General features: G+C 58.4%; 10 protein-coding genes. 6 read left to right on the forward strand and 4 right to left on the reverse strand.

The features are described 5' to 3' along the window. Window positions 1-68: 68 nt before the first annotated feature. Entirely contained in the window at window positions 69-1,442 is a 1,374-nt protein-coding gene (locus AABM52_RS22335; protein ID WP_218498467.1) for a transposase, read from the reverse strand. Window positions 1,443-1,602: 160 nt separating this feature from the next. Then, window positions 1,603-2,478: a LysR substrate-binding domain-containing protein gene (locus tag AABM52_RS22340; RefSeq protein ID WP_347908047.1), complete on the reverse strand. Its 876-nt coding sequence runs from the start codon at window positions 2,476-2,478 to the stop codon at window positions 1,603-1,605. Window positions 2,479-2,625: 147 nt separating this feature from the next. Between AABM52_RS22340 and AABM52_RS22345 the strand changes: the two genes are divergently transcribed. Both AABM52_RS22345 and AABM52_RS22350 read left to right on the forward strand, forming a co-directional pair. Further along, the gene (locus tag AABM52_RS22345; protein WP_347908048.1) at window positions 2,626-2,976 is read left to right on the forward strand and encodes a RidA family protein; all 351 of its coding nucleotides are present in this window, start codon (window positions 2,626-2,628) and stop codon (window positions 2,974-2,976) included. Window positions 2,977-3,021: 45 nt separating this feature from the next. Next, window positions 3,022-4,413, forward strand: coding sequence for an FAD-dependent oxidoreductase (locus AABM52_RS22350; RefSeq protein WP_347908050.1), 1,392 nt, complete (start codon window positions 3,022-3,024; stop codon window positions 4,411-4,413). Between the two features lie 113 nt (window positions 4,414-4,526). On the opposite strand, the gene alr is transcribed toward AABM52_RS22350, so the two are convergent. After that, a complete protein-coding gene (gene alr / locus AABM52_RS22355; protein ID WP_347908051.1) occupies window positions 4,527-5,600 on the reverse strand; it encodes an alanine racemase in 1,074 nt (357 codons plus the stop codon). Window positions 5,601-5,707: 107 nt separating this feature from the next. Beyond that, window positions 5,708-7,012 carry a D-amino acid dehydrogenase gene (dadA, locus tag AABM52_RS22360; protein ID WP_347908053.1) on the reverse strand — a complete coding sequence of 435 codons (1,305 nt, stop codon included), beginning with the start codon at window positions 7,010-7,012 and terminating at the stop codon, window positions 5,708-5,710. A gap of 576 nt (window positions 7,013-7,588) precedes the next feature. On the opposite strand from dadA, the gene AABM52_RS22365 reads away from it, so the two are divergent. The 4 genes from AABM52_RS22365 to AABM52_RS22380 all read left to right on the forward strand — a co-directional run bounded on the left by AABM52_RS22365 (window position 7,589) and on the right by AABM52_RS22380 (window position 12,853). Then, window positions 7,589-8,749, forward strand: a complete 1,161-nt coding sequence (locus AABM52_RS22365; RefSeq protein WP_347908054.1) for a 2-aminoethylphosphonate--pyruvate transaminase — start codon at window positions 7,589-7,591, stop codon at window positions 8,747-8,749. A 298-nt stretch (window positions 8,750-9,047) separates the two neighbouring features. Beyond that, window positions 9,048-10,391 carry an MFS transporter gene (locus AABM52_RS22370; RefSeq protein ID WP_347908056.1) on the forward strand — a complete coding sequence of 448 codons (1,344 nt, stop codon included), beginning with the start codon at window positions 9,048-9,050 and terminating at the stop codon, window positions 10,389-10,391. Between the two features lie 39 nt (window positions 10,392-10,430). Next, the gene (gene phnX / locus AABM52_RS22375) at window positions 10,431-11,258 is read left to right on the forward strand and encodes a phosphonoacetaldehyde hydrolase (RefSeq protein ID WP_347908057.1); all 828 of its coding nucleotides are present in this window, start codon (window positions 10,431-10,433) and stop codon (window positions 11,256-11,258) included. Window positions 11,259-11,332: 74 nt separating this feature from the next. Further along, window positions 11,333-12,853 (forward strand): aldehyde dehydrogenase family protein, encoded by a 1,521-nt coding sequence (locus AABM52_RS22380; protein WP_347908059.1) that lies wholly within the window; start codon window positions 11,333-11,335, stop codon window positions 12,851-12,853. The last annotated feature ends 35 nt before the right edge of the window (window positions 12,854-12,888 follow it).

Below are 12,888 nucleotides of genomic sequence, written 5' to 3' on the forward strand. Positions count from 1 at the left end.
GCTCTTCGTTGACCTTTGCTGCTCTGTTATTGGGTTAATTTGAGGTTTTTTGCTTCGTGCAGGCGCACCTATCCCGTGGCAGGTGGCCCTTGAGATGTAAATTTGGCCAGCCGTCGCAGGTTCTGCACCGCAGCGGCCAGCGTGAATTCATCAGTCGCGCCACTCATGCCACGTAGTCGCAGGCGATCCAATTTCAGGATGCGCTTGAGGTGGGCAAACAACATTTCGACCTTCTTACGTTCGTGGCGAGAGCGCACGTACCCAGGTGTCGCTGCGATTCGCCGAGCCACATCGCGCGCGGCTTCATGGACGCTGCGGGCGATCTTGCGGCACGCAGTGTTCGGGCAGCACTTGGCTTTCATCAGACAGGCAACGCAGTCGGTCTGCCGGGATCGGAAGATAATGGTGTTGGCTTTGGTGACGTGTGAACGCTCATTTTTGAAGGCTCGCCATTCGCTGCGCAATGGGTTTCCGGCCGGGCAGCGGTATTCCTCAGCCTCTTCATTCCAGTGGAAATCGTTGCTCGAAAAACTGTTGTTCTTGCGCTCGGTTTTGTCCCACACCGGCACATGCGGCTCGATGTCTTTTTCCTCCACCATCCAGGCCAGCATCGGCGCGGTGCCGTAAGCGGTGTCGCCAATAAGGCGCTCCGGCTTGATGTCGAACTGCGCTTCGACCCGTTCGATCATCGTCTTGGTGCTCTCGACTTCTGCGGTTCGATGAGCCGGTGTGGGTTCCACGTCCATGATCACGCCGTGCTCGGTATCGATCAGATAATTCGTGGAATAAGCGTAGAACGCTGGGCCACCTGGAGCTGCGGTCCAGCGGGCTTGAGGATCAGTCAGCGATAGGCGCTTCGGTAGCGTTTCGGCCAGAGCCTCTTCATCGAGTGCCTCAAGATACTCACGCACGGCGCGGGTGCTCAGGGCCGGATCGTTCCAGTTGACCGGTTCATCACCCGGTACACCGCGCTGCCGGCTGGCATCCGCTTTGATGATGCTGGCGTCCACGGCAAAGCCTTCGCCCTTGACCAGGCCGGCGTCCATGCAACGACGCAGCACTTCGTTGAACAGCCAGCGAAACAAATCGCTGTCCCGAAAACGGCCGTGCCTATTTTTGGAAAAGGTCGAGTGATTGGGGACTTCATCTTCAAGGCTTAACCGGCAGAACCAGCGATACGCCAGGTTCAAATGGGCTTCTTCGCACAGCCGACGCTCTGAGCGAATGCCGTAGCAATAGCCCACGATCAGCATGCGGATCATCAACTCAGGGTCAATCGACGGACGCCCAATTGGGCTGTAAAAATCGGCGAGGTAATGGCGCAAGTCGCTCAGATCGAGACACCGATCAATGCTACGCAGAAGGTGATTGGCGGGGATGTGGTCTTCAAGGTTGAACGAGTAAAACAGCCGTTCCTGCCCACTCGATAACTGTCCCATCATGCTGCGTGCTTCCCTGCTGGCCAATGCAGAGATTTTGCCGCAGGCCAGACAGGGGAGCTACTTTTTCAACAGAATCGGCCAAAAGCAGCCGTTCAGCCCTTCGCGTGCAGCCACCCATAGCGCCATAGATAGCTGCGTTCGTAAGTGATCAAACGTAATCTCACTCAACCAAGCCTTCTCGAACCATGTCGAAGAAGGTGGTCAGGATACGCCGTGAACTCTGCGCGCGCAGGCAGACCAGAGTCTCGGTGAAGCGACGCGGGCAATCGATGATGGGCAAACCACGAAGACGCGAGTCCGAGCCAAGCTCGGCCGCCGACACGACACCAACGCCCATGCCAATCGCCACGGCCTCACGAGCCGCCTCACGCCCTTCCACTTCGATCGCCTTGCGAATATGCAGGCCCGCCGCTGTCATTTCCTCCTCCAGGGATAGGCGGGTGACCGAACCTTTTTCCCGAAGAACCAAGGGCGTGTCGTCCAGATCAGCGAGGCTGATTGATTGGCGTTGTGCCCAAGGATGGTCAAGCGCAACGAAAGCGTGCATCGGATCGCTCCGTAGGTGCAATGTCTGAAGGCGTTCATCTTCGATGTTGCGCCCTAGCAGGGCAATGTCTGCCTGATGGCCGAACAACCGTTGCAGCACCTCATCAGTATTGGCGGTTTCAATCTTCACATCGATACCGGGGTAGCGACTGCAAAAGCGTGCGACATAAGGCAACACATGCACCGGCGCATCCACCGCCAGATTCAAGGTTCCAGTCGAGAGGGTGCGGTAGTCCATCAGCATGTCGTGGGCATCCACACTGATATCGAACAGACGCCGGGTCATGCCGAACAGCCGTTCCCCCACTTCCGTCAAGCGCACCAGACGCTTGTCACGGTAGAACACCATCACCCCGTAGTAATCCTCAAGTTTGCGAACCTGATCGGACACCGCCGGTTGAGACAGGCAAAGCTGTTCGGCCGCCCGCGTGAAACTGCCGTTGACTGCGACGGCGTGGAAAGCCTTGAGCTGGGTATGGGAAATAGTCATTGGGGAAGTCTTTGCATAGGTTCAACTTATTCATGCATACGTTAAATCGATTTTATTTATAAACGATGGACTGCAAACATGGTTTTCGCAAGTCCACAGAGCACTGTCTTCAACAGTGCCGCCCCTCGTACCCACCGGGAATGCTTGATGGAAATTGAACGTTTCGCCGCGATAAAACGCCGTTCGGACATGGTCCGGTATGAGAACCACCTCTACATCGGTGGCCAGGTTGCCACGGACCTCAGTGGCGATATCGAGGCACAGACCCACGAGGTACTCGCCGGTATCGAGCAGCTATTGCTCAGTGCAGGTAGTAGCCGCAAGCAAGTGCTTTCGGTGCGTATCCTGCTCGCCCATCGCGAGGACTACGCAGGACTCAACAAGGTCTGGGACGAGTTCTTTCCCGAGGGCCATGCCCCCACGCGAGCTTGCACCCTAGCGGATTTAATCGACCCCGGTTGGCGCGTGGAAATGATTGTGGTCGCCGCGTGCGCCTGATTGCGTCCTGACTATTGCCCTGAAACGATCAACGGAGATGACCCAATGCGCCCCTACTGGCTCGACCAGGCTCTGAAAAACCAATACGCCACGCCTTGTCCGCCGCTGCAGCAGGACACCCGCGCCGATGTCTGCATCGTCGGTGGCGGTTACACAGGCTTGTGGACCGCGGTCATGATCAAGGAACAGAACCCCGAACTGGACGTTGTCATCGTCGAAGCCGACATTTGCGGTGCCGGCGCCAGCGGGCGCAACGGCGGCTGCGCGCTGTCCTGGTCGGCCAAGTACTTCACCCTAGAGCGCTTGTTTGGCGTCGAAGAGGCGGTACGCCTGGTCAAGGAATCGGAGCAGAGCATTTACGCCATCGGCAGCTTTTGCGAAAAGTACGGGGTTGATGCCGACTACCGTCTCGATGGCACGCTCTACACCGCGACAAACAAGGCTCAGGTCGGCTCGACCGACGGGGTGATCGCGGCATTGGAGCGCAATGGCATCAACTCTTTCTCCAAATACGCGCTAGCTGACGTGCAGCGTATGGCAGGTTCGACCCGGCACATTGAAGGCTGGTTTTCGCCAGCGGCTGCCAGTGTGCAGCCGGGTAAGCTGGTGCGCGGTCTGCGTCGGGTCGCGCTGGATCTGGGCGTGCGAATCTTTGAAGGCTCGCCGATGACCGGCCTGGAACAAGGGCTGCCGGCCACCATCAAGACGCAGGGCGGGAACGTGGTCGCCAACCGCGTGGTGCTGGCGATCAACGCCTGGATGGCGCGGGTTTTTCCAGAGTTCGAGCGTTCGGTGGCTATCGTCTCCAGCGACATGATCATTACTGAGCCGCGGCCTGATCTGCTCGAACGAATCGGCCTGACCAACGGGGTAACCGTGCTCGACTCGCGGATCTTCGTGCACTACTACCACAACACCCCGGACGGCCGGATCATGCTCGGCAAGGGTGGCAACACCTTCGCCTACGGCGGTCGCATGTTGCCGGTATTCGACCAACCGTCACCTTACGCGGGGTTGTTGCGTAACACCCTCACGGAGTTCTTTCCGGAATTTGCCGATGTCGGCATCTCCGCCACCTGGAATGGTCCGTCGGATCGCTCAGTCACCGGGCTGCCTTTCTTCGGCCGTATGGGTACAAGTGGCAACATTTTCTATGGTTTCGGCTATTCCGGTAGTGGCGTCGGCCCCTGTCATATGGGAGGGAAAATCCTCTCATCTCTGGTTTTGGGGTTGGACAATCCTTGGACACGCTCGCCACTACTGCAAGGCCCCCTCGGCCATTTCCCACCGGAGCCTATTCGCTACCTGGGCTCACTAATGGTCCGCAACGCCGTTCGCCGCAAGGAGCAAGCTGAGGACCGCAACCAACGGCCAAGTCGGCTGGATGTGCGTCTGGCAAAATTTGCCGCGGCTGCCGGCAAGGCGGACAAGGAGTAAAGCCTCGATCACACAGCGAAACTTTTACGCTTGCCAACAAAAAACCGCCTGGCTATTGGCCGACGGCTTTTCTGTTTTCAACACTTTCAGGACCCAGGCCCGGTGCGCTTCAATTAATCTTCGCAATAGAGTTTTGGTACCCGGCGCAGGTTGCAGAAAATCTGATAAGGAATTGTGTCCGCTGCCGCTGCCACATCGCTGGCGAGGATGTTTTTGCCCCACAACTCGACGGTCGAACCGAGGGCGGCTTGCGGCACGTCGGTCAGGTCGATGCAGAGCATGTCCATCGACACCCGGCCGATCAGCTGGCTGCGTTGCCCGGCGACCATGACTGGCGTGCCGGTCGGTGCATGACGCGGGTAACCGTCGGCATAACCCATGGCGACCACGCCAACGCGCATCGGCTTGGGTGTAATGAATTTGGCGCCGTAACCGATCGGCTCGCCGGCCGGCAGTTCACGCACGCAAATCACTTTGGATTGCAGGGTCATCACCGGTTGCAGGCGAGCGGCCACAGTGTTGGCTTCTTCGAACGGCGTCGCGCCGTACATCATCATGCCGGGGCGAACCCAATCACTCGGGATCTGCGGCCAGCCCAACACGGCCGGCGAGTTACGCAAGCTGACTTCCGCCGACAAGCCTTTACGCGCGGCTTCAAACACCGCGACCTGCTCGGCACTGGCCTGTTCGTGCAGCTCATCGGCCCGGGCGAAGTGGCTCATCAGCACCACTTTCTCGACCTTGCTGCTGGCCAGCAGCCGTTGATAGGCATCCTGATAATCCTTTGGGTGCAGGCCGACGCGGTGCATGCCCGAATCGAGCTTGAGCCAGACCGTGATCGGCTTGGTCAGTGTGGCTTTCTCGATGGCTTCGAGTTGCCACAGCGAATGCACCACGCACCAGAAGTCATGCTCGACGATCAGCGCCAACTCATCGGCTTCGAAGAACCCTTCCAGCAACAATACCGGCGCCCGAATACCCGCCGCACGCAGCTCCAATGCCTCTTCGATGCAGGCCACGGCAAAACCGTCAGCCTCGGCTTCCAGCGCCTGGGCGCAGCGCACCGCGCCATGACCATAGGCATCGGCCTTGATCACCGCGAGGGCTTTGGCTCCCGTGAGTTCACGGGCAATTTGGTAATTTTGACGCAGGGCTTGAAGGTCGATCAAGGCACGGGCAGGACGCATGGTGGCAGCCTTTACTGGCAGTATCATGAGAAATGAAAACCAACGCTGTCACAAGGCGATTTCGCCGTGCGCAACGCTTGGTGTCGAATTGGCTTATACGTTCTCGCTCATTGTTGAGCTGGCGCTGGAGCGCCCTGCACTGCAGGCTCCGACGTACCACTGTCGTAACGGGAAATATCGAGGCCTTCGGCGCTGATCTGCGGCGTTCTCTTCGCCATCAGGTCAGCCAGCAAGCGGCCGGAGCCACACGCCATGGTCCAGCCGAGTGTGCCGTGACCGGTGTTCAGGAACAGGTTCTTGAACAGGGTCGCGCCCACGATCGGCGTGCCGTCCGGGGTAGTCGGACGCAGACCGGTCCAGAAACTCGCCTGGGCCAGATCGCCGCCCTGAGGATAAAGGTCGTTGACGATCATCTCCAGGGTTTCGCGCCGACGCGGGTTAAGCGACAGGTCAAAACCGGCAATCTCCGCCATGCCACCAACGCGGATGCGGTTGTCGAAACGGGTGATCGCGACCTTGTAGGTCTCGTCGAGAATGGTCGAGGTCGGGGCCATCGCCGGGTTGGTGATCGGCACGGTCAGCGAGTAACCCTTGAGCGGGTACACCGGCGCCTTGATCCCCAGCGGCTTGAGCAATTGCGGCGAGTAGCTGCCGAGTGCCAGCACGTAGCGGTCAGCGGTTTCCAGCTTGCCGTCGATCCACACGCCGTTGATGCGATCACCGGCGTAGTCGAGGCGCTGAATGTACTGACCAAAGCGGAATTCCACACCCAGTTTCACCGCCATTTCTGCCAGGCGGGTGGTGAAGATCTGGCAGTCGCCCGTCTGGTCGTTCGGCAGGCGCAGGGCACCGGCGAGGATGTCGGTGACGCTGGCCAGCGCTGGCTCGACGCGGGCAATGCCGGCGCGGTCGAGCAGTTCGAACGGTACGCCGGACTCTTTCAGCACCGCGATGTCTTTCGCGGCGCCATCCAGTTGAGCCTGGGTGCGGAACAATTGGGTGGTACCGAGGCTGCGGCCTTCGTAGGTAATGCCGGTTTCGGCGCGGAGCTCGTCGAGGCAGTCTCGGCTGTACTCGGACAGGCGGACCATGCGCTCCTTGTTCACTGCGTAACGGCTGGCGGTGCAGTTGCGCAGCATCTGCGCCATCCACAGGTACTGATCAATATCGGGAGTGGCCTTGATCGCCAGTGGTGCGTGGCGTTGTAGCAACCACTTGATGGCTTTGAGCGGCACTCCCGGCGCGGCCCACGGCGAGGCATAGCCCGGCGACACCTGGCCTGCATTGGCGAAACTGGTCTCCAAGGCAGCAGCCGGCTGCCGATCCACCACCACCACTTCATATCCGGCACGCGCCAGATAATAAGCACTGGTGGTGCCAATCACACCGCTACCAAGCACCAGAACGCGCATGTTCATTCCCTCTAAGTGGCTAACCGCTGAAATTGTTGTAGGTCTCGTTCGGCGCAGTCTAAGAAAGAACAACCAGTGGTTTTCACTATATAAATACTTATATTTGGCGATAATTCTCGGAAAAAACGCATAGCACGGAGGTGTATCCCCTGTTCTCAGCAACAATTAAAGCAAGTCTGAGCGAAACAAAATCGGCCGCAGAATCCTGCGAAACGTGCACGCGGTGGGGCTTATCACTCAAACGACCAGCGGAGAAAAGTACTTATTTCGATCCCGTACCGAGCGAGTCCGCGTCTCAAGCGCTAAGGGGATTTTCTGGGGTGGCTTCGAATCGCAAGCTCAACTTGGGCAGGTACGTAAGTCCTAGAAATGCATCGTCATGGGAAGAAATTTGAACTTACTCACCCAAAATGAGCGCACAGATAGATCGAGGCTGATCTACAGCGGTGATGTAATCCAACTTATAAGCTCAGCTTTTATCTGAAGTGTGATAAATCGATTTCACTTATTTATTACCAGATGTTTTTATCAATCCGTGCATCACTCCCCACAAAAATAACACCGCCGGAGAAGATCATGACCAAAGCTGAATTCCCGATTACCCAGCCGTTGGCAACGCCAGCCCTGGGTGAGCCCTACCTGTTGACCCCGGGTCCACTGACCACTTCCAAAGCCACCAAGGAAGCCATGCTCCGCGACTGGGGTTCATGGGATGGTGCCTTCAACCAAGTCACCGCCGAAGTTCGCCAGAGCCTTCTTGGCATGGCGGGCGTGCAGGACGACAGCTTTGCGTGTGTGCCTCTGCAAGGCAGCGGCAGCTACTCGGTAGAGGCGGCGCTGGCCACCGCTATCCCGCGTGACGGCAAAGTGTTGGTGCTGATGAACGGCGCCTACGGCCAGCGCGCCACCAAAACCCTGGAATACCTGAACCGCGCCTACATCACTCTGGACAAGGGTGACTACCTGCCACCGCAGCCCGATGAAGTGGACGCGCTGCTCAACGCCAATCCGGATGTGACCCACGTCTTTGTGGTTCACTGCGAAACCAGCTCCGGCATCCTCAACCCTCTGCGCGAGATCGCCGACGTGGTGAAGGATCACGGCAAGCGCCTGATCATCGACGCCATGAGCACCTTCGGGGCCGTGCCGGTGAACGTCAAAGAAATCGCCTTTGACGTGCTGGTGTCCTCGGCCAACAAGTGCATCGAGGGCATCCCCGGCTTCGGCTTCGTGATCATCCGTCGCTCCGTGCTGGAGTCCGCCAAAGGTCGCGCCAACTCGCTGTCCCTCGACCTCTACGAGCAGTGGGTGTACATGGAGCGCACCGGCCAGTGGCGCTTCACCCCGCCTACTCACAGTGTCGTTGCTTTTCACAAAGCCTTGGAGCAGCACCAAGCAGAAGGCGGCGTGCATGGTCGGCTGGCACGTTACACACGCAACCGCGACGTCCTGGTCAGCGGTATGCGTGAACTGGGTTTCCGGACCTTGCTGGAAGACTGCTGGTTATCGCCGATCATCACCACGTTCTTTTGCCCTGAGCATCCAAACTTCGAGTTCATGCGTTTCTACGATGAGCTTAAGACCCGCCAATTCATCATCTACCCAGGCAAGTTGACCGTGGCCGAAAGTTTCCGCATCGGATGCATCGGCCAGATCGACGAACACATCGTCCATCAGTTGCTACGCGCTATCGCTGACAGCCTCGTCGCGATGGGCGTGGAAATGGAAGCGACCTAACCGATTTCCCCTTTCGGGTCGCCGCCACTCTGGGTGTGTCGGGGCGGGTGTTGGGATCGCACCTTCTTTACGGCGACCTCTTTTCTCCATGGATCTGGTCATTCACAGCTCGGCAGCGTCGAGCAGGAGCCAGCGATAGAGCCTATCCAAAAAATCTGATGTCTGACGCCAGCAGCCACAAGCCATAAACCTCGCCTACTGAAATTTTTCAGTTCGCCTGGACCGGGTTGTGGCACCCAAAACAAAAACAAAAACAACTTTTTGCGCTGTACGGCAACCCATACGGGATCAGAACACCATGAACAAGAACGCTGCAAGCCCTCTCGCAACCGGCTGGAAATCTCTCCAGCGTTGGCGCGTGCAAATTTTTCTCATTACCTGGCTGGCTTATGCCGCCTTCTACTTTACCCGCAAGGCGTTTTCTGTCGCCAAGCTGGGTATTGGCGAAGACCCGAACTTCATGCTCGAAAAGGCCATGATGGCCAATCTCGACGCCCTCTATCTAACCGCATATGCAGTGGGACAGTTTCTTTGGGGCAACTTCTCTGACCGATTCGGTCCCAGGGTTGTGGTACTTAGCGGACTTGTCATCTCAGCGCTAGCCGCGCTGCTTATGGGGACCTACGCTACCCTGCCGATTTTCGTCTCCTGCATGCTAATCCAGGGGCTTGCCCAGTCCACCGGTTGGTCTGGTCTATGTAAGAACGTCGGGAGTTTTTTCACCACTGGCGAACGGGGTCGCGTACTGGGTTACTGGTGCACCTCTTACGCCTTCGGCGGTCTGGTGGCCACGCCGTTTGCCGGCTGGTGGGCGTACAACACTTACCACGACTGGCGCATCGCGTTCATTAGCAGCGCTGTCGTGGTGCTGGTTGTGGCGGTGCTGTTTTTCTTCCTGCAACGCAACACCCCGGAAGACGTCGGTCTGCCTCCTGTCGAAATCGAGGTTGAACCCGTCAGCAATGTCGTCGTTGCGCGCGAAAGCATGTGGGCCGGCTTGCGCATCGTAATGAAAAACCGAACTGTGATGGTGCTCGGCCTAGCTTATTTCATGCTCAAGCCCGCGCGCTACGCCATCCTCCTGTGGGGTCCGGTGATCATCTACGAACGCATGCCCGAAATCGGCAAGGTGGCCTCCGCCATCGTCCCAACCTCTTTCGAGCTGGCCGGTCTGATCGGTCCGATCCTCATCGGTATCGCATCGGATAAGTACTTCGGCGCTCGTCGTATACCGGCCTGTGTCCTTAGCTTGGTTGTCCTCACCCTTTGCCTTGGCCTTTTCGTTCCTGCCATGCAGAGCGGCAGTCTGTACATGGTGGTCGGCCTGCTGTTCATGATGGGCCTGACGCTCTACGGACCGGATTCGATGATCAGCGGCTCAGCTGCCATTGACTTCGGTAGCAAAGATGGAGCTGCCTCCTCCGCAGGTTTCGTTAATGGCTGCGGGTCGGTAGGTGCGGTCCTCGGTGGTTTGCTGCCGGGTTACTTCGACACCCTCACCGTGTTCCTGGTCTTCACCGGCGCAGCACTACTGGCCAGTCTGATGTTGGTTCCATTTTGGAACAGCCGTCCGAAAACAGCGGAAAACCCGCAATTGGTATCGACGCCGGTACAACCGGTCATCGTCGGCACCACCCCCTGAACTAGTACTACTAACCTACCCAATGCTGGAGTGATCATCATGCACTACAAACAACCTTCCCAACTGCAAGCAGTGGTCCTGGACTGGGCGGGCACCGTCGTTGACTTCGGTTCATTCGCACCGACTCAGATTTTCGTTGAAGCGTTCGGTGAATTCGGCGTTGCCGTTTCCCTCGAAGAAGCTCGTGGCCCGATGGGCATGGGCAAGTGGGATCATATCCGCACCTTGTGCAATGAGCCGCAGATCGCCGCACGCTACCAAGCCGCCTTCGGCCGTTTGCCAACCGATGATGACGTCACTGCCCTCTACGAACGCTTCATGCCTTTGCAGATCGAAAAGATCGCTCTGCACTCGGCACTAATTCCAGGTGCTCTCGATACGATCAATGGTTTACGCGACAAGGGTCTGAAAATCGGCTCCTGCTCAGGCTACCCGGCCGTAGTCATGGAAAAAGTCGTAGAACTGGCGCGCAAAAACGGCTATGTCACCGACCATGTGGTTGCTACCGACGAAGTGCCCAACGGGCGTCCACATCCAGCGCAAGCCTTGGCGAACGTGATTGCCTTGGGCATCAGCGATGTGGCGGCCTGCGTCAAGGTCGACGACACCTGGCCGGGCATTCTCGAAGGCCGTAGCGCGGGCATGTGGACGGTCGCATTGACCTGCTCCGGCAATGCACTGGGCCTGACTTATGAAGAATTCAAGGATCTGTCCCTGGAGGAATTGGCCGAGGAACGTGCGCGCATCGTCAAGATGTTCGAAGGCTCCCGCCCGCACTACCTGATCGACACCATCGTCGAGTTGCCGGCCGTCATTGAAGACATCAATGCCCGTCTCGCGCGTGGAGAAACCCCTCAGGGCTCCTGACCCTGCAAGGCTTGTTCAAATGACAGTGGCCGTCCACGGGCGGCCACAACCCAAAACAACAAGAGCACACCACCATGAACTACGCCCACCCAGGCACTCCCGGTGCCATCGTTTCGTTCAAAGCCAAATACGGTAACTACATCGGCGGTGAATTCGTCGCGCCGGTCAATGGTCAGTACTTCACTACGACTTCGCCCGTAAATGGCCAACCGATTGCCGAATTCCCACGTTCCAGCGCTGAAGACATCGAAAATGCACTGGACGCAGCCCACGCCGCGGCCGATGCCTGGGGCAAGACCTCGGTGCAGGACCGCTCTTTGGCGCTACTGAAAATCGCCGACCGCATCGATCAGAACCTGGAACTGCTGGCCGTCACCGAAACCTGGGACAACGGCAAAGCCGTGCGGGAAACGCTGAATGCCGACATCCCGCTGGCCGCCGACCACTTCCGCTACTACGCCGGCTGCATCCGCGCCCAGGAAGGTAGCTCCGCCGAGATCAACGAACACACCGCGGCCTATCACTTCCATGAACCGCTGGGCGTGGTCGGGCAGATCATCCCGTGGAACTTCCCGATCCTGATGGCCGCCTGGAAACTCGCCCCGGCCCTGGCCGCCGGTAACTGCGTGGTGCTCAAGCCTGCCGAGCAGACTCCTCTGGGCATTACCGTGCTGATGGAGCTGATCGGCGACCTGCTGCCGCCGGGCGTGCTGAACGTGGTGCAAGGCTTCGGCAAAGAAGCCGGCGAAGCGCTGGCCACCAGCAAACGCATCGCCAAAATCGCGTTCACCGGCTCGACCCCGGTCGGCTCGCACATCATGAAATGCGCCGCCGAAAACATCATTCCGTCCACCGTGGAGCTGGGTGGCAAGTCGCCGAATATCTTCTTCGAAGACATCATGCAGGCCGAGCCGACTTTCATCGAAAAAGCCGCCGAAGGCCTGGTGCTGGCGTTCTTCAACCAGGGCGAAGTCTGCACCTGCCCGTCCCGCGCGCTGGTGCAAGAGTCGATCTACGACGACTTCATGAAAGTCGTGATGAAAAAAGTCCTGTCGATCAAACGTGGCGACCCGCTGGACACCGACACCATGGTCGGCGCACAGGCGTCTGAGCAGCAATTCGACAAGATCCTTTCGTACCTGGAAATCGCCAAGGGCGAAGGCGCCGAGCTGCTGACTGGCGGCAAGATAGAAAAACTCGAGGGCAACCTAGCGACCGGGTATTACATCCAGCCGACGCTGCTCAAGGGCACCAACAAAATGCGCGTGTTCCAGGAAGAAATCTTTGGCCCGGTGGTGAGCATCACCACCTTCAAGGACGAAGCCGAAGCCCTGGCCATCGCCAACGACACCGAGTTCGGCCTCGGTGCCGGCCTGTGGACCCGCGACATCAACCGCGCCTATCGCATGGGCCGCGCCATCAAGGCCGGTCGTGTGTGGACCAACTGCTACCACCTATACCCGGCGCACGCCGCGTTCGGCGGTTACAAAAAGTCCGGCGTCGGCCGTGAAACCCACAAGATGATGCTCGATCACTATCAGCAGACCAAAAACCTGCTGGTGAGCTACGACATCAATCCGCTGGGCTTCTTTTAAAGCTCAGCCACGGCTGCTGTAACAGACCGAGTCAG

Origin of the sequence: Pseudomonas grandcourensis, from assembly GCF_039909015.1 — a bacterium.
In the GTDB taxonomy this organism is placed as follows: domain Bacteria; phylum Pseudomonadota; class Gammaproteobacteria; order Pseudomonadales; family Pseudomonadaceae; genus Aquipseudomonas; species Aquipseudomonas grandcourensis.